The 17780-nt window shown below is 69.6% G+C and carries 15 protein-coding genes; 7 read left to right on the top strand and 8 right to left on the bottom strand.

Going from position 1 to position 17780, the window contains the following annotated elements:
- Nucleotides 1–45 precede the first annotated feature (45 nt).
- The 4 genes from KLK06_RS39900 (at nt 46) to KLK06_RS39885 (ending at nt 4589) form a co-directional block, all read left to right on the top strand.
- The gene (locus KLK06_RS39900) at nt 46–1671 is read left to right on the top strand and encodes an FAD-dependent monooxygenase (protein WP_214640858.1); all 1626 of its coding nucleotides are present in this window, start codon (nt 46–48) and stop codon (nt 1669–1671) included.
- A 249-nt stretch (nt 1672–1920) separates the two neighbouring features.
- A complete protein-coding gene (locus KLK06_RS39895) occupies nt 1921–2889 on the top strand; it encodes an ArsR family transcriptional regulator (protein ID WP_214640857.1) in 969 nt (322 codons plus the stop codon).
- Between the two features lie 56 nt (nt 2890–2945).
- Complete coding sequence (locus KLK06_RS39890; RefSeq protein ID WP_214640856.1) at nt 2946–4127, top strand: MFS transporter; 1182 nt, start codon at nt 2946–2948, stop codon at nt 4125–4127.
- A gap of 72 nt (nt 4128–4199) precedes the next feature.
- Nucleotides 4200–4589 carry a VOC family protein gene (locus KLK06_RS39885; RefSeq protein ID WP_214640855.1) on the top strand — a complete coding sequence of 130 codons (390 nt, stop codon included), beginning with the start codon at nt 4200–4202 and terminating at the stop codon, nt 4587–4589.
- A gap of 94 nt (nt 4590–4683) precedes the next feature.
- Here the strand turns inward: KLK06_RS39885 and KLK06_RS39880 are convergent, their stop codons facing one another.
- Entirely contained in the window at nt 4684–5043 is a 360-nt protein-coding gene (locus tag KLK06_RS39880; RefSeq protein WP_214640854.1) for a hypothetical protein, read from the bottom strand.
- Between the two features lie 228 nt (nt 5044–5271).
- Here KLK06_RS39880 and KLK06_RS39875 point away from each other — a divergent pair, with 228 nt between their 5' ends.
- Nucleotides 5272–6150: a glycosyltransferase family 2 protein gene (locus KLK06_RS39875; protein ID WP_308168667.1), complete on the top strand. Its 879-nt coding sequence runs from the start codon at nt 5272–5274 to the stop codon at nt 6148–6150.
- A 42-nt stretch (nt 6151–6192) separates the two neighbouring features.
- Here KLK06_RS39875 and KLK06_RS39870 read toward each other — a convergent pair whose 3' ends face one another.
- From KLK06_RS39870 to KLK06_RS39845, 6 genes are all read right to left on the bottom strand, one after another.
- On the bottom strand, nt 6193–7446 hold the full coding sequence (locus tag KLK06_RS39870) for an alpha/beta fold hydrolase (RefSeq protein WP_214640853.1): 1254 nt from the start codon (nt 7444–7446) through the stop codon (nt 6193–6195).
- An 8-nt stretch (nt 7447–7454) separates the two neighbouring features.
- Nucleotides 7455–8351, bottom strand: a complete 897-nt coding sequence (locus KLK06_RS39865; RefSeq protein ID WP_214640852.1) for an alpha/beta hydrolase — start codon at nt 8349–8351, stop codon at nt 7455–7457.
- Between the two features lie 49 nt (nt 8352–8400).
- Nucleotides 8401–11247: an AfsR/SARP family transcriptional regulator gene (locus tag KLK06_RS39860; RefSeq protein ID WP_214640851.1), complete on the bottom strand. Its 2847-nt coding sequence runs from the start codon at nt 11245–11247 to the stop codon at nt 8401–8403.
- Between the two features lie 101 nt (nt 11248–11348).
- Nucleotides 11349–12086 (bottom strand): MerR family transcriptional regulator, encoded by a 738-nt coding sequence (locus tag KLK06_RS39855; RefSeq protein ID WP_214640850.1) that lies wholly within the window; start codon nt 12084–12086, stop codon nt 11349–11351.
- 72 nt (nt 12087–12158) lie between these two features.
- Nucleotides 12159–13274: a serine hydrolase gene (locus KLK06_RS39850; RefSeq protein ID WP_214640849.1), complete on the bottom strand. Its 1116-nt coding sequence runs from the start codon at nt 13272–13274 to the stop codon at nt 12159–12161.
- 143 nt (nt 13275–13417) lie between these two features.
- Complete coding sequence (locus KLK06_RS39845) at nt 13418–14374, bottom strand: hypothetical protein (protein ID WP_214640848.1); 957 nt, start codon at nt 14372–14374, stop codon at nt 13418–13420.
- 168 nt (nt 14375–14542) lie between these two features.
- On the opposite strand from KLK06_RS39845, the gene KLK06_RS39840 reads away from it, so the two are divergent.
- The gene (locus KLK06_RS39840) at nt 14543–15331 is read left to right on the top strand and encodes a DeoR/GlpR family DNA-binding transcription regulator (RefSeq protein ID WP_308168666.1); all 789 of its coding nucleotides are present in this window, start codon (nt 14543–14545) and stop codon (nt 15329–15331) included.
- A 45-nt stretch (nt 15332–15376) separates the two neighbouring features.
- On the opposite strand, the gene KLK06_RS39835 is transcribed toward KLK06_RS39840, so the two are convergent.
- Nucleotides 15377–16708: a hypothetical protein gene (locus KLK06_RS39835; RefSeq protein ID WP_214640847.1), complete on the bottom strand. Its 1332-nt coding sequence runs from the start codon at nt 16706–16708 to the stop codon at nt 15377–15379.
- Between the two features lie 149 nt (nt 16709–16857).
- Between KLK06_RS39835 and KLK06_RS39830 the strand changes: the two genes are divergently transcribed.
- Nucleotides 16858–17763, top strand: coding sequence for an AraC family transcriptional regulator (locus KLK06_RS39830; RefSeq protein WP_250906750.1), 906 nt, complete (start codon nt 16858–16860; stop codon nt 17761–17763).
- Nucleotides 17764–17780 lie beyond the last annotated feature (17 nt).

Here is a 17780-nt window from a genome sequence, read left to right as displayed (position 1 = left end):
TGCTCTTCTAAAAAGAACGATCATTCGTTCTAAGAGGGTGGGTTTGTGACTACAAAATCGGACGTTCTCATCGTCGGCGCGGGGCCGACCGGCCTGGTGCTGGCCATCGACCTGGCACGGCGGGGAGTGATCCCACGGATCATCGACGCCGGGCGCGCGGACCACCGGGAGAGTCGAGCGGTGTCGATCGTGGCGAGATCGCTGGAGATGCTGGACGATCTCGGGCTGGCCCAAGCCGCCATCGAACGAGGCGTCCCGCTGCACACCCTGAACTTCTACCAGGGCACGACGGCCCTGGCCGAGATGGACGTGACGGCCGTGGACTCCCCGTTCCCGCTGGACCTGTGCATTCCGCAGTGGCAGACGGTCGCGCTGCTGCGCGAGCGCGCCGCCGAACTCGGAGTCATCATCGAATGGGGCACCCGCCTGGTCGGCCAGCAGACCGGCGAGCACAGCGTCAGCGTGGAACTCGGCCACGAGGACGGACGCGGCGAACGGTGCGAAACCGGGTGGCTGATCGGCGCCGACGGCGCCCACAGCACCGTGCGCGAGACGGCGGGAATCACCCGGGAGAGAGCCGACCTGAAGCGGGGGTTCATCCTGGGCGACGTCGCCGTGGACTGGCCGCTCACGCGCGACCGCTTCCATGTCTACTTCGGCAAGTCCGGCCTCGTGGCCGTCTTCCCCATGATCGGGGGCTACTGGCGCATCCTGGCCAGCACGCCGGACGACCGGCCGCCACAGACTCCAGGGCTGGACGACTTCGCCGCCTACGTCGCCGAACGCACGCCCCTGGACTCTCGCGTACGCGATCTGCAGTGGAGTTCGTCGTTCGTGGCCCGCGAGAGCCTGGCCGACCGGCTTCGCGAGGGCCGGATCCTCCTGGCCGGCGACGCCGCGCACAGCCACAGCCCGGTGGGCGGCCAGGGCATGAACACGGGCATGCAGGACGCCTACAACCTGGGCTGGAAACTCGCGCTCGTCGTCACCGGGCGCGCCGAGGAGTCCCTCCTGGACAGCTATCAGGCCGAACGGTGGCCCGTGGTCAAGGCCGTGGTCGAGGCGACCTCGGCCACCACGAAGGCCGCCACCGGCAGCACGCTGGTCGCCCGCAGAGCCAGGCGGCACGCGCTGCGCCTGTTCGGCCGGCTCAATCCCGTGCAGCAGCGGCTGTCGAACGCCTTCGGCGAACATCTCGTCCACTACCGCGACAGTGACCTCGTCTTCGAACGCTGGCACGAGTCACAGGCCAGGGCGTGGAGTGACGTCGCCTGCACCGGACCGGAAGCCGGCGAGCTGGTACGGGACGCCTACGTTGAGAACCGTGAGGGGCCGGTGGCGCTCCGCCACATCCTCCGGACGCCGGGCCACCACCTCGTCCTGTTCGCGGCGGACACGACGGACTCCGCCACGCTGGCCGCCTGGCAGGCCTCCGCACACGAGGCGATGGCCGGGCACGGCGAGGTCCATGTCATCACCCGCGGCCATCTGCCGCACGACCCCATGAACGGAGTCTTCGCCGACCTGCGCAGCGAGGCGCACAACCGCTACGGCGTGCGCCGCCCCAGCCTGTACCTGATCCGCCCGGACAAGTACGTCGGCTTCCGCGGCGACAGCGTCGACTTCGCATCCGTGAGCGACTACTTCCGCGCCCTGGGCGCCCGCCCGTGACACCGCCTGTCAAGAAGAGGAGGTGGACAACCCCGTGACACAAGGGCCGGCCGTCCCCAAAAGCCTGGCCGGAATCGGCGCGACCGCCTTGATGAAGTCGGCGAAGGGCTGGAAGTCCGACGTGGGCCAGTGGCCGGCCCAGCAGTCGCACGTTCCGCGCCCCAGCAGGACGTCGTCCTGGGTGGCGATGACGCGGCGCGGGCCTCTGCGATACATTCGGCCGCAGCCGAATCCAAGGAGCCCCCGGACATGCTCACGCTGGCGTTCTCCGCCTATGACCTGTCCTTTCTCAGGTTCGCCTTCTCCCCGCTGCGGGAGGTCGCCGCCAGCGTCCACGCGCTGCGTACACCCGCCCGGCGCGCCCTGCATCTGCCCTGGTTCAAGCAGGTACGCCCGCAGCTCGGCAGTGAGCTCGGGCCGCTGCTCGACCTCATCACCGGCTCCGGCTACATCCCCGACTTCCTCTGCCCCGTCCCCACCGGTCCGACGCCAGACCTGGCGGGGGAGCTGGCGGTGCTGCGCGCCACCCCCCACGAAGTCATCCGCGCCGACCTCGACCGCATGGCGAGCGAGCTCGGCCCGCTGACCGGCTGCGCCGCGGAGCTGCACCAGGATCCGGCCGTGGGCCTCGAACGGCTGGTGCTCGCCATCGAGACCTACTGGCAGCTCGCCTTCGCCCCGCACTGGCCACGCATGCGCAACCTGCTCGAAGGCGACCTGCTCTATCGCACCAGGCAATACGCCGAACACGGCCCCGCCGGCGTGTTCGCGGACATGCACCCGGCCATCCGCTGGGAAGGCCGCAACCTGCACCTGGAACAGCGCCCCGAGGAGATGTCCCGGGTGCTGGCCGGCGAGGGGCTGCTGCTGGCCGCGTCCATCTTCGTCTGGCCCGGCCTGTTCTACCGCACCGACTCACCCGGCCAGCCGATCATCACCTATCCGGTACGCGCCATCGCCACCCTGTGGGAGCGCGGCACCGCGCCCGCGCCCGACGCGCTGGCCGCCGTCATCGGCCGTTCCCGAGCCCTGCTGCTCAGCGAACTGGATGTACCGGCCTCCACCACCGACCTGTCCCGCCGTACCGGCCTGTCGCCCGCGAACGTCTCCGAGCAGCTCACGCTGCTGCGGTCGGCCGGCCTGGTCACCAAGCATCGCGTCGGCCGGGCCATGCTCTACGTGCGCACTCCCCGCGCCCACGCCCTGATGGACAGTTGATTCGGCGGGGGCCGAATGTGTCGCCTCACCCCGCGGGCCGCCCCCACCATGCTGGCATGACGATCACGGCTCCGGCCCGCCCCACCATGTTCCAGGGGCTGCCCAAGGTGTTCTGGTTACTGTTCTCCGGCCAGTTGGTCAACCGGTTCGGCGGGGTCGTGCTGCCGTTCCTGGTGTTCTACATGACCGGTCGAGGGTACGCGGCCGCGCAGATCGCCGCCGTCGTCTCGGCGTACGGGCTGGGTGGCCTGGGCGGGCAACCACTGGGCGGGTACCTGGCCGATCGGTTCGGCCGCCGTCTCACGCTGATCGGCGGCCTGCTGGCCACCGCGACCTGCCTGATCCTCATCGGCGTCGCCGGCAGCCTGGCCTGGCTCATGGCATCGGCCCTGGCCATGGGGCTGGCCGGCGACGTCTACCGGCCCGCCGCCTCGGCGCTGGTGGCCGAGACCACCCCGCCGCACCTGCGGGCCAAGGCGTTCGGGCTGATGCACTGGGCGGTCAACGTCGGCACCGCCGCCGCCGGCGCCATCGCCGGCCTGCTGCTCGCCCACGGGTTCTGGCTCCTGGTGATCCTGGACGTCACCACGAGCGTCGCGTTCGCCGTGATCGTGTACGTCGGCATCCCGCGCGGCCACGACAAAGCCGCGCCCAAGCCCGCGCGCAACGGGTACGCGATCGCGGCCCGCGACCGGGTGCTGCTGGCCGCGCTGATCTTCCTGCTGATCGGCCTGATCCTGTACGCGCAGGCCTCGTACGCGCTGCCCCTGGCCCTGGCCGCCGACGGGCTCCCGGCCTCCTTCTACGGGCTGCTCATCACCGTCAACGGCGCCATCGTGGTGATCTTCCAGCCGCTGTTCATCACCTGGCTGTCCCGGCTGCCCCGCCTGCCGGTCCTCGGCGTCTCCATGACCGTGGTGGGCGTCGGCCTCGCGCTGACCGGCGTGGCCAGTCGGCCCTGGCACTACGTGGCCACGGTGGTGCTGTGGTCGATCGGCGAGATCGGCATGGCGGGCTTCGAGGCGGCCCTGATCGCCGATCTCACCCCCGGCGGCGCACACGGCACCTACCAGGCACTGTACGGCTGGACCACCTCCATCGCCCGCTTCGCCGGGCCTGCCGCTGGCGCTGTCCTGTTCCAGGCCCACGCGCTGTGGTGGGCCTGCGCCGCGACGGGCATCCTGTGCGCCCTGTTCGCCTTCATCCTGATGCCGGCCGTCGCCCGCCGGTCGAACTGACCCCCGCTTCGATGGGAAAGAAGCCATAAGCGCGTGTCACTATGGCCACCTGCCGCGATGAGGGGATCCCTGATGCGTATCGACCGCCTCGACCACCTGGTGCTGACCGTCGCCGATGTGGCGGCGACGGTTGACTTCTACAGCCGCGTTCTCGGCATGGAGCCGGTCACTTTCGGCGACGGGCGCAAGGCGCTCGCGTTCGGCCAATCAAAGATCAATTTGCACGAGGCAGGCAGCGAGTTCGAGCCGAAGGCCGCCCACGCCGTGCCCGGCAGCGCTGATCTCTGCCTGATCAGCGGAGTCCCGCTGGAGCAGGTCATGGCCGAGTTGGCAAGGCACAATGTGGAGATCGAGGAGGGGCCGGTCCACCGTACCGGCGCCCTGGGGTCGATCGAAAGCGTCTACGTGCGCGACCCCGACCGCAACCTCATCGAAATCAGTGTTTACGTCGACACGCCTTAAGAGCCTCAGGCGGTAATTGTCTGGGATGTACGGGCGAACGTGTCGCGGTAGACGCTGGGCGGGACGCCGACGTGCTCCTTGAACAGCTGCTGGGTCAGCGCAGCCACCGTAGAGCCGCGTCGGCGCAGTCCTCGGGGCTGCTGTTGAAGGCGATGGCCGCGTCGGGCGCGTACTGCCGGACCAGGTTGACCGCCTTCTCGAAGAATTCGAGTAGCGGCTCGTGCTTGCGGATGCCGCCCCCGATCACCACGCAGCCGTAGGGTTCGCGGGTCAGCGCCTCTACGAGCGCTCCTTCGGGGTTCTTGTCGAGTGCCAGCAGGCACCAGTCGGCCTCGATGCCATGATCGTCGAAACGGGCCTGACCGCGTGCTATCGCCGCCTGGATCGGCTCCGGGTCCCAGCCCTGGATCTCGGCGGGATCGAGGCCGACCACCAGTACTCGTGCCACTGTCACGCGTCCTCCCTCTCGCTAGAACGTCTCCACGCCGGCGCGATGGTCGAAGGTGGTGCCTGGGTGCATCGACATCTTGCCACGCGCGGTCCGATCGGCCCCCGCCGACCATCTCCGCCTATTAAGGTGGGGCGTCCGTGGTGTGACGACGTCATGGCGACACGGTGAGCGGTGGCCGAACGAATATGACGTCGTTGGTACCAGCGCGCCTGAGGCAGCAAAGGAAGACCAGTGAGCACTGGCACCCCGCGCCCCACGGTCGGCGTCGTGGTCCTGACCATGAACGACCGGCCCGAAGAGTTCTCCGTCGCGATGCACTCCCTGCTCGCCCAGCAAGGCGTCGACCTGGACGTGGTGGTGGTCGGCAACGGCTGCACACCGGACCAGGTGCCGGGCGGCGTGCGGACCGTCGAACTGCCGACGAACGTGGGCATTCCCGAGGGACGCAACGTGGGCGCCGCCAACGTGAAAGGCGACCTGTTCTTCTTCTTCGACAACGACGCCGTACTCCCCGCTCCCGACTCGCTGCTCCGCCTCGCGGCGGAGTTCACCCGCGACCCACGCCGCGCCTTCGTCCAGCCGCGCATCGCCGACCCGGTCACCGGCCGCACCCTGCGGCGCTGGGTGCCCCGCCTGCGTGTCTCTCACCCCGACCGGAGCGGCACCGTGACCGTCATGGCCGAGGGCGTCGTCATGGTCCGCCGCGACCTGTTCGAGGCCGTCGGCGGGTGGCCCGGCCATTTCTTCCTCTTTCACGAGGGAGTCGACCTGGCCTGGCGGCTGTGGGACCGCGGTTGCATCGGCCACTACGCGCCCGATGTCATCGTTCATCACCCAGCCACCGACCCAGCCCGCCATGCGAACTTCTACCGTCTCAACGCCCGCAACCGGGTCTGGCTGGCACTCCGCAACCTGCCCGCCCCGCTGATCCCCCTCAACCTCGCCATCTGGGCCCTGACGACCCTGTGGCGCTTCCGAGACCCTGCGGCGTTACGCGCTTCCCTTGCCGGACTCGCGGAGGGGCTGCGCGGAGGGTACGGCACCCGCACACCGATGCGCTGGTCCACGGTGGCCCGGCTCACCCGGGCGGGACGGCCCCCTGTCTGCTGACGATCACTAGACCATGGCCGTCCTCATCCGTGGGTTCGGTGATCACGAGTCCCTGAGGCAGGTTGACGCGGCCGGGAGGCTCGCGAAGCGTGCCTTGGTCCAGGCGAGGATGTCGGGCATCGCGCCGTCGTCGATGCCGGTGGAGCCGCCCCAGGTGTCGTGCTCCAGACCGGGGTAGGTCCGATACTCGATGGCGGAGCCCGTGCGGCAAAGGTCGGCCGCGACCCGGTCGGCCACGGCGCGCGGAGTGACGGTGTCGGCGTCGCCCTGCAGGAACAGGACAGGCCCGGCGACGCGGGCTCGGCCGAGGGTGTTGTCTCGCAGATAGCCGGTGAACGCCGGGTTCGACAGCCAGCCGGCCTGGACGAGGGTGGGGCCGATCAGGTCGGAGTACACGGCGACGGCGACATTGAGGCAGCCGCTGCGGACGGTGTTCAGGCGTTGGAGAGCGGCCTGGGTGAGCAGCTCATCGGGGCGGATGCTCGCGTCGCTGTAGGCGGCCCCTTCGGCGATGATCGGTACGAAACCGCCGTAGGGGGCGGTCACGGCGAGGTGGTCGACCAGCGCGGCGAGGTCGGCGGCGGGCGAGGTGACGACCGTGCCGAGGTAGCCGGGCTCGGGCTCGCGGGCCTGCCGCTCGGCGGCGGCCAGGGCCGCGCCGCCGCCCTGCGAGTGGCCCCACAGCACCCACTGGCGGGAGAGGCCGAGTACGGCCCGCGAGGCGGAACGGACCGCGCCGACCAGGTCGGCGGCTTGCGCGGCCTTGTTGAGGAGCTCCGGCCTTCCCGTCGTGCCGAGACCGGCGTAGTCGGGTGCGACAACGGCATAGCCCTGCTCCAGGAACCGCATCATCTGGTTGCCGTGGTACAGGTCCCGCATCAGAGATGGCGCGCAGGCGGTGCCGATGCCGCTCGCACCGTGCGCGTCCACGACGACCTTCCATCCGCCACGGGGCCGGGGGCGGTCCTGCGGCACGAGCACCACCCCGGACGCCGCGACGTCTCGTCCCGCGGAGGTTCGCGAGTGGTAGAGCACTCGCGTGGCCGTCACGGGCTTGCCCTCGACCACGTACTCGCTGGTCTCCTGCTTGCGGATCAACGCCCCCAGCGGTCCCCACCGCAGCGGGTCGGGCGCGTCGTAGAAACCGGTGCGGGGCAACGCGTTCTGCTGCTGCGCCGCCCATGCCCAGCTGACCTGACAGGCCTGGTCGCACTCGTCGGCGTGTACGACGGTCACTGGTGCCGACATTGAGGCCGCCGCCATCACCGCCACCAGGGCGCTACGTAGGAAACTCACATTCATCCTTAGAGGGTGGCGTGCAGGTGGCGGGCGACGTTGTCCACGGATTCGGTGACCGTGGGCTCGGTGTCGTAGAAGTCGAACTGGCCGCGGCCCTCCAGCCAGACCAGCTCTCTGGCTCCGGTCAGCCGGTCGGCGAACCGGCGCGCGCCCACCGGGATCCCGGCGCTCTCGCTGTGCACGATGAGCACGGGCGCGGTGATGCGGTCCGCGGACGGTTGCGGCTCGAAGGTCAGCCATTCGGCCCAGGCCATGGTCGCCCACCTGTTCCCCCACTCGGGGATGGCGCCCCTGGCGGGGTCCAGATAGTAGGCGTACGGGCCGAACATCGCAGCCGTTGAGTCGGTTTCGCTGACTCCGAGCACGTACTCGACCTCGCCGGTCGCCTCGAAGTGCGCGCGGGCCCGCTGTCCTGCCGCCAATCGCGCTGTGAAGGCCGCCTCGCCGCCGAGGGCGAGCCGCATCAGCTCGCCGTCCTGCAGGCCGGGCGCGACCAGGGCCAGCGAGGCGATGCGGGGATCGTCCGCGGCGGCAACCGCGGCGAACGCGCCACCGGCGCAGATGCCCAGCGCGCCGATCCTGGCGGGGGCCACCCGGTCCTGGGAGGAGAGGAAGCTGACGGCGTGGATCAGGTCCTTCACCTTCAGTGAAGGCGACTCCACGTCACGCGGCTCACCGCCCGACTCGCCGAACCCGGTGAAGTCGAAGGCCAGCGCGGTGAAACCGCGCTCGGCCAGGCGCCGCGCGTACAGCCCGGCCATCTGCTCCTTTACCGAGGTCCACGCCCCTGCCACCACGACCGCGGGCAGTCCGCGGTCGGCCGTGGCGGGCAGGTGCAGGTGCCCGGCGAGGGTGACGCCGTCGGCGTCGAAGGTTACTTTTTCCACAGCGGTCTCTGTCATGTGGACAACGGTGACGGAGCTCGACTGCCAACCGACTGCCACGCGACCGTCAGAGCATCGCCCGTACGTCCTCCGCCTCGGGAACGTCGAGGCGCTCGAAGATCTCCAAGGCCTCCCGCAGCCGGGCTCGGCCGCTCTCCTCCTGGCCCAGCCGGGACAGCGCCTTGCCGAGTGTGGTCAGCGCCCGAGCCTGTTCCCAGGCGGCGTCGATCTCGACGTTCACCGCCACGGCCTCTTCCGCCCGTACCCTGGCCTCGTCGAACAGGCCCGCCGCCAGATGGCATTCGGCCAGCCGGAACAGGGCGCCGCCCTCCATCAGGCGATCACCGGCGGCCCGGTGCCGCATCAGCGATTCCGCCCAGGCCTCGACCGCCTCATCGCACCGGCCGACCCCGTGCAGCACGATGCCGAGGTCGTACAGGCGGGTGCCGAGATCCCGCGAGCGGCCCGTCTCCCGCACCAGCTCCACGCCCTGCCTGGCCAGGTCGACGGCCTCGTCATGCCTGCCCAGCGCCAGGCAGGCCCGGGACATGACCCCCAGCGCCGCCCCTACTCCTGTCACGTCGCCCAGCTCGCGATGGAGGGAGAGCGCCTCGGTGAGATGACCGATGGCGGCCTCGTAGTCACGCTGGATCATCGCCGCGGAGCCGAGCACCTGCAGGTTCTCCACCACGATCACCGGGTCGCCCATCGCACGACCCAGCGCGAGGGCCGCCGTCCCCTCCTCGACGCCCTCCTTGAGCGACCGCTGATAGATGAGCATCGCCGCGACAGCCGTACGGGCCAGCCCGTGGCTGCGCCGGTCGCCTCGCTCGGCCGAGGCCCGTGCGATCGCCTGGGCGATCTGCCTGATCTGCTCCCATCGCAAGTGCACCCGTGCCACGTACAGCAGCACGTACAGCAGATCCGCCACGGCCGGATCGGACGCGGCCTGCAGGGTCGTGTGGAACAGGTTGGCCACCTCGGCGTCCAGCCACCCCTCCACCGTCGGATGGCCGGTGAAGGCCAGGCCGGGCGAGGCGGTGGGCGACTGCCGGGCGGTCGAGAGCGCGTCCGGCTCCAGCAGTGACTGGGCGTTTCTGGCGGTGGCCAGGTAGAAGTCGACGAGCCGGTGCAACGCCGCGTCCCGGTCCTGCTCGGGAAGGCCGCGAGCGTACAGTTTGAGCAGGTCGTGATAGCGGTAGCGGCCCGGACTCGGGGCTTCCAGCAGGCCGGCGTCCGCCAGCGACTCGCACAGGTCTTCCGCCACCCAGTCTTCCAGATCCAGTACGGCCGCCGCCGCGGCCACCGAGAAGTCATCGCCATCCGGTACGGCCAGCAGCCGGAACGCCCTGGCCTGACCGACGTCCAACTGGCCGTACCCCAGGGAGAAGGTGGCCTCCATCGCCAGGTCGCCAGTGCGTAGCTCCGCTAATCGGCGGCGCTGGTCGGCGAGCCGGCCGACCAGCGAGGCGATCGTCCACCCCGGCCGCGCCGCCAGCCTGGAGGCGGCGATGCGGACCGCGAGCGGCAGGCAGGCGCAGGCGGCGACCACCTGCTCGGCGGCCTGGCGTTCGGCGGCGACGCGGGCGGTCCCGACGATGCGGGTGAACAACTCCAGCGCCTCGCCGGTCGTGAGCGCCTCCAGACCGATCATCCGGTCGGCGTTGAGACCGGTCAGTCTGGCCCGGCTGGTGATGACGACCCCGCTCGCGGTCGCACCCGGCAGCAGTGGGCGGACCTGGGCGGCGTCGGCCGCGTTGTCCAGGACGACCAGCATCCGCAGGTTCGCCAGCGTGGTGCGGTACAGCGCGGCACGCTCTTCCAGATCCTCGGGGATGGCGTCACCGGCGACGCCCAGCGCACGGAGGAACGCCGCGAGCACGACCGCCGGTGCCAGCGGAGCCGACTCGACGCCGCGCAGATCCACATAAAGCTGCCCGTCGGGATAGCGGTCGCGGACCAGATGGGCCACGTGGACGGCCAGCGCGGTCTTGCCGACGCCGCCGATCCCCGACACCGAGGAGATCACCAGGCTCGCGCCCTCGTGCAGCAGGCCGGTCAGCTCGCCGACCAACGCCTGCCGTCCGGTGAAATCGACGACGTCGGCGGGAAGCTGGGCGGGAACCGTACGGGCAGGCGCCTGAACAGGAGCGGTCAGTGCCGGGTCGGCGCGCAGTATCGCCTGGTGGAGGGCGGTGAGTTCGGGACCGGGGTCGACGCCGAGCTCGTCCGCGAGCAACCTGCGCGTGCCGGCGTGGACCGCCAGCGCCTCGGCCTGGCGTCCGGACCGGTACAGAGCGAGCATCAACAGCCCTCGCAGGCGCTCCCGCAACGGGAACTCCTCGGACAATGACGTCAGCTCCGCGATCAGCTCATGGTGACGACCCAACTCCAGGTCCAGCTCCAGCCGCTGTTCCAGGGCCAGTAGCCGGCGTTCGGTCAGCCGGGCTCGATGAGTCTCGGCCAGCGGCCCCGGCAGTCCCAGCAACGGAACACCGGACCACAGCGCGAGCGCCTCGGACAGCAGGTCCCTGGCTCGGCTCAGCTCGCCGGCGGCCCGGGCCTTGTCGGCCGCCTCCACTCGTTCCTCGAACACCGCGGCGTCCAACGCGCCAGGCGGAAGCCGCAGTGCGTAGCCGCCGGAGACCGTGGTCAGCACCTTCCAAGGTGACCCGTTCGGCTCCAGAACCGGCCGCAACCGCGAGACCAGAATCCGCATCGCGTGCGTCGGCCGCGCGGGCGGCGCCTGACCCCACAGCCCATCCACGATCGCCTCGTCGGACAGTGCCCGGCCCTGCCGCAGCAGCAACAGCGCCAGCAACGCCTGCTGCTGCGGGCGACCGAGATCCAGCGGCTCCTCACCTCGCCAGCCCCGCAACGGCCCCAACACGGCGAACCGCAAGTCCTTGGTCATCAGCCCTCCTCCGAAGGGCAGATTAGGACAAGGGCCTTGGACGCTGTTCTCGCGGGCCCGCCCCGTACGAGGCGGGGGTGGCCGGGATGCTTCGTGGGCGGTCAGGCGCCGAAGCCGACCGCGAACGCTCGCTTGAGGTAGTCCCAGACCTGTGGGGTCAGCACGCCGCGGGTCGCGGTCTCAGGCCCCTTCCCCTCGATCTTGGCGTAGATCGAGGAGAGCACGGATCTGTCCCCGCCGGCCATGTCCCGCATGACCTCCGTCCACCGCCGGGCCAGCTCCTGTGCGGCGGGATCCGCCGGGTCGGTTCCGCGTTCGACATGCGTGGTGATGTCGCCGGCGATCTCCGCCCCGAGGCGCTGCCACTCGGCGAACCTCTCCGCGAAGCCGGCCTCCTGGTGCCGTTGTTTCGCCTGTGCCAGTTGCTCGGGCGTGAAATGGCTCGCCTGCATCATTGCCTCCATGGTCTCGATGAGCTGATCTATGGACGGCTCGGTGGCCTCCTCGATGGCGCGGAGCAGGGCCAAGAGCCGCGCGCGTAGCTGGTGTCGCGTCTCGATGTGCTGCTCGACGTGCGAGAGCTGGGCACGTACCGCCGAGCCGAGGTTCTTCGCGTCACCGTCCAGCGAGCGGGCGATCAGGTCCAGCGGCATCCCGAGTTGGCGCAGCGCGAGTACCCGGTAAAGCCGCCGGACATCGTCGGAGCTGTAGATCCGATGCCCGGCAGGGGAGCGCTGCGTAGGCCGTAGCAGGCCGATCTGGTCGAAATGGTGTAGAGCGCGGACCGTGAGGCCTGTCGCCGCGGCCAGGTCGCCGACCTTCCAGCATCGTTCGTCCATGTGATCACCCAGATCGGACGCTAGTACCTGACGCGACGTCAGGCGCAAGCTCGAAGGGGAGGGTCCGCAGGCTTATCTTCCAGGGCAGATCACAGCTTTGGCCGCCTGGTCGATGGCGTCCGGGGAGTATTCCATGTTGCTGACGCTCAACGTGGCGGACACGGCGAACTGCAGGCGGCCGTCGAGCGAGGTGAAGGTCGTGGCCATGAAGCCGGGCCCGCTGCCCGCGATCGCCTGCACCAGGGGCTCGCCGCCGCACAGGCGGCTGCCGGGGGAAGGCTGGGGTGGCGCGTCCTTCGGCGGGTCGGTGATCACCTTTTGCAGCGACGCCGGTAGCAGCTTGCCTTGGACGAACGCGCGCTGGAAAGCGCTGACGTCACGGGCGGTGGAGATCACCCCTCCGGCCGCGTACCCGAAACTCGCGTTCTGCCGGTCGACATCGCGCGGCTTGCCTTGGGGGTCGGGGAAGTAGCCATGCCCGTGCGGGCCCTTGATGCCCTGGGGCGGTTTGGTGGGCAGGTAGGTGTGGCTCATCCCGAGGGGGGCGAAGATGCGCCGGGTGAGTTCGGCGGGCAGGGTATGGCCGGTCACCTTTTCGATGATCATGCCGAGGAGCATGTAGTTGGTATTGGAGTAGGTGAACTTCTCTCCCGGCTCCCCTGTCCGGGGCAGGCCGCGTGCGGCCTTCACCAGCTCGATCGGAGGGTAGTAGATCGTGAAGTCGAAGTTGTCGAACCGGCCGGAGCCAAAGAAGTCCGGGATGCCAGAGGTGTGCCGGATCAGCTGCCGTACGGTGATCTCGTCGGCCCGCTCCACCACGTCCTGCTGAGCCACTTCCGGCAGGACGTCGCTGAGCTTGTCATCCAGGCCGAGCTTGCCCTCCTTGACCAGTTGCAGCAGGACTGTGGCGGTCATCTGCTTGGTCTGGGATCCGATGCGGTAGCGGGCGTCGGCGGGGATCTTTCCGCCCTTGCCGTTGAGGAGGCGGGAGCCGGCCGAACCCTGGCCGACGCGCTTGCCGTCGACGTACAGCTCACCGATGGCACCGACCACTCCAGTGGTCTTCGCGAGGGCGTTCAGCGCCTCCTGCACATTCCCGGTCGGCTGCTGGTCGGCAGCGGTGGCGGGCGCGGCGATGCTCAGTGTCAGTAGCGCGCAGGCCAGACCGGCGACACGAGTCGCTGTCACATGATTCACAACAAGGGTCCCTTCATCGTGGGAACGCGCGGGGAGCGTCTGCTAGGGCACAGACGCTCCCCGCGCGCCGACGTTCAAGGACTTTGTAGGCCGAGAGGCGTTTCCTTACCGTTTCTGCCGCCCGTGGGGCGGGCTCAGTGCGTCAGTTCCGCGATCAACTGGCGATAAGTGGAGAAGGCCGGCTTGGGTGTGTAGTCGTCGCGCAGCAGACCGAACCGGTCGTACAGTCCCTCGCCCGCGCTGTTGGCGTCGCGCAGGCCGAACAGGGAGTAGCCGGTGATGTTGAGGTCGCCGCGGAGCTTGTCCAGGGTCCTGATCACTTCCTCGATGACCTCGGCCTGGCGCTCCTCGCTGCGCTCCGGGCCGGTGGGCCAGCCGTGCTCGCAGACGCGGATCGGCACGCCGTCGCCGATGCCGGCCTTGGGCAGGTCGGCGGTCCGCAGCGCCGTGAGCACCCCTTCGATCGCCGCCGCCAACTGCTCGGCGGGGATGGGCCGGAAGACGTCGGGGAAGAAGTCCAGGCCGACGTAGTCCAGCGCCTGATGGAAGCGGTCGTCGGCGACCGCGCCGAGGTCGTGCCACCAGGTGTCGGCGGGGTTGAAGGTCGGCACCACGTTGAAGCCGACGGCGAGGTCATGTCCGCAGGCGCGCGCCTCCTCCTTGGCCGCGATCACGCCTTGCACGAGCGCCTGGTGGACGTTGGGCATGCTGCCGTCCAGGACCGGCAGGTTCGCGTTGGGCTCCTCGCAGATCTGCAGGCTCGCGATCCGTGCCCCCTCCTCGCGCACGGTGGCCCGGATGAAGTCCAGCCAGCCCTCCAGGGCGCCCGTCGGCTCGCGGAAGGTGACGACCAGATCGAGCTTGCGGCCGTTGGCGAGGTAGCGCTCCGGGTCGGCGGGGGTGGGCGGCGCGTCGGGTGCGACGGTGGCCGCGTACGGGCGGTAGGCGCGTACGAGCAGCGTCGGCGCGTCAGCCTGCAACTGCCGCAGCGCGTCCTCGATCCGCTCCGGATGGTCGGGATGGGCGAGGTGTACGGCCCCGGTGGCGGTGCCCAGCAGGGCGCCGGGATAGATGCCGAAGGTGAACGTCATGAGGCGTCACCCTAGCCATAAATTTGGTGTCACTACAACTTTGATGTCGCTTAAAAAACAAGGTTCGAAGCGGAGTCAGGGCATGCCACGTCGCTCCCTATGGTGGCGGCGGTGTGAGAGATTATAAGGATTCGTGAAGGTCTCACCGATGCATGGGGAGTGCCGTAGGTGAAGTCACGCGCGGCCGGTGGGGCCACCAGGCGCCAGGCCATGGCGGAGCATGTCCTGCGGCAGGGCTCGGCCTCGATGACGGAGCTCGCCGAGACGTTCGGCGTGAGCGTGATGACCGTCCATCGTGACCTGGATCTGCTGGAGAGCCAGGGCATGGTGCGGAAGTATCGCGGTGGCGCGAGTGCCCAGGCGTCCAGCATCTTCGAGAGCAACATCGCCTACCGGAAGACCGCCCAGACGGCGGAGAAGGAGGCGATCGCCCGGCATGTGGTGGGGCTGATCGAGCCGGGCAGTTCGGTCATGATCGACGACTCCACGACCGCGCTGGCCGTCGCCCGCCATCTCGACGAGGCGGCCCCGCTGACCGTGGTGACGAACTTCCTGGAGGCGATCAAGCTGCTCGCCCCCATGCCGGGCATCCGGCTCATGGCGCTCGGCGGCGAGTACTACCCGACGCACGACTCCTTCCTGGGGGTGGCCTGCGTAGACGCGGTCGAGGCGATGAACACCGACACGGTGGTCGTCTCCACCTCGGCGATCTCCGATCGGCACGCCTTCCATCAGGAGCAGGAGATCGTGCTGGTCAAGCGGGCCATGGTGGCCGCGGGGACGCGCTGCATACTCGCGGTCGACCACACGAAGCTCGACCGGGTGGCCTTGCACAGGGTCGCTCCTCTCGACGCCTTCGACGTCATCGTGGTCGATTCGAACGCGCCTCCCGAGGCGGTGCAACGGCTCCGCGACCGGCATCACCGGGTCGACATCGCCCAGGTCGGCGAGGTGTAGGGCTGGTAGGAGGGTGCGGGGGGCTCACCCCCTACCAGCGACGGGCTACGGGAGTGCGGTGCGGGGGAAGGCGAAGATGGTCCGGCCGCAGTTCAGTGGGGTGGCGGTTTCGGTGGCGCACTGGTTCTTGGTCCACTCGGTGAGCGACCAGACCAGGCCCGTTGCGTAGTCGTAGGTGAGCGACTCGGGGTGGAATCCCCAGCACTCATACGCCGAGCTGTAGGGGTTGGTGCAGGTGTGGGATCTGCCGGTGGAGGTGTTCAGGGCCCACAGCTCGCCTCGCTCGTCCGCCCAACTGTGCGAGACGTACCAGGTGCCGTTCCACGACAGCACCCCCTGCATGTTGCCGACCCGGGTGCGGTACGCCTGGGCCGCCGGGGTGTAGCCGCTGGCGTTGGCGCTCAGCAGGTAGTCCGCGCCGCCGAGGTTGTAGCGGTAGACCCTGCCGTGCAGGGCGGGGTCGCTGAAGTACTCCACGGCGGTCAGGCTGTCGGGGCTGGTGCTGCGGTCCAGGGAGATGGAGGCGAAGCACGGCACGCCCGTGTCGACGCTGCTGGTGCAGGTGCCGCTGGCGTAGCTGTAGAAGCCGACCTCCGGCATCACGTACTGGTAGCCGTAGGCGGCGTACCCGGTGCTCGTCTTGCCGATCGTCGAGTCGGCATCGCTCACCTGAAGGATCTCCGACATGCTGAAGACCCTGATGCCGGTGGAGTTGCCGCCGGTCGCGCTGACGTACAGCTTGTCGCCGTACCAGGCCATGCCGCCCATATGCGCTTTTGCCGGGCCGAAGGTGTTGTTGGCGTAGCTGGTGATGTTCGGGTTGGTGGTGCCGTCCGTCGGCGCGACCAGGTAGACCCAGCGGTACTTCGGCGCCGAGGGGGTGGTGTAGTCGATGAAGGCGATCCTGGCGTCGTTGTTGCGGGTGTTCGCACCGCACTCGGCGGAGTTGCAGTAGTTCCAGCCGCTGATGATGGCCTTGTACCCGCGCCAGATGCCGTCGTCGTCGGCGTCCCCGGAGGTGGTGAGGCTCTGCGGGATCCAGGTCGTGGTGCTCGCGTCACCGCTGTCCCAGCACCAGCTGACCGTGGCGGCGGGCTTGATCGGCAGCCCCGCGGCCTCGGTGCTGTCGCAGGTGCGCATGGGGTGGTTGGCGCTCGTCATGACGTCGGCGAAGTCGACCTGCGTGAGGCCTGACTGCGCCTTGAGCGTGCTCAGCCCGGTCGTCGGGTGCCAGTTGACGCCGGCTCCGGAGACGGCGACGAGCGGGGTTCCGTAGGCGGAGTCGTTGACGGGATCGGCGTGCGCCGCGGTGGCGGCGGCGAGCGGGGCGGTGGCTAACAGGAGGATGGCGGCGATTCTGGCCACGGCTTTGGACAAGGGGCGTCCTCTCCATCCGGCTCGTGTCCCACGTGTTGAGAGACGGACAGCAGAAAGCATGGAAGCCGGAGTGGCCGCACAGATAGCACTAAACACGTGTGAGTCGGACAAAATTGATGTCAATCCGTGTGGCTATGGTGGCTGCTGTGATGGCCACCCCCCTGAAGTTGTCGCGCGGCCTGCTCTTCATCACCGACGGCTCTCCCGCCTACGCGCGGCGATACACGCACCAGGGCGAGGAGCCCGTGCACACGCACAGCTTCGTGGAGATCGCCGTCGTGGTCGCCGGGACGGGTGTTCACCTTTCCTCGTCGGGACGGCAGGAACTGCAGGTCGGGGACGTCGTCCTGCTGCGTCCGGGCGTCTGGCACGGGTACGAGGACTGCGCGCGGCTCGCCCTGTACAACTGCTGCATCGGCACCGACCTCCTCCGCAACGAGCTGTCCTGGACGCGCGAGGACTCCCGGCTGGGCTACCTGCTCTGGACCGGGCCGCACTCGTTGCAGCGCCGCGGCCTGCTGACCACCCACTTGGAGGAAGTTGATCTGCGTACGTGCGTCGGCTACCTGGAGGCGCTCGACCGGCTGCGCGATCGCAGCATCCAGAAGCACCGGGCCGACGTCATCGGCTGGGTCTCGCTCTTCCTCGGGCAGCTGTCCCGCACCGTCGACACCGGCCAGGACGAGGCGGCGGCCGACTGCTCGGTGACGCATCCGACGGTCATGCGTGTGGTGGGCATGGTGGAAGGAGACCTCGCCCACGACTGGACGCTGGCCGAGCTGGCCGGGGCCGTCGCGCTCAGCCCCGCCTATCTGGTGCGGCTGTTCAAGTCGGCCACCGGGCTGCCGCCGATGGCCTACCTGGGCCGGCTGCGTGTCGAGACCGCGGCCGACCTGCTGCTGCGGACCGACGAGCCGGTGACGTCGATCGCCCGGGCGGTGGGCTGGCCGGACCAGAGCCACTTCGCCCGCCGCTTCAAGGCGTACTTCGGGCTGAGCGCGACCACCTACCGCAACCGGTTCCGGCACCTGGCGGGAGCGCCGGACCGCACCTAGCGGGAGTCGCGGGCGCG

Source organism: Nonomuraea sp. NEAU-A123, from assembly GCF_018603905.1.
Taxonomy (GTDB): Bacteria; Actinomycetota; Actinomycetes; order Streptosporangiales; family Streptosporangiaceae; genus Nonomuraea.
Note: the sequence above shows the minus strand (reverse complement) of the source record. Positions and strands in the feature narration are given on the sequence as shown.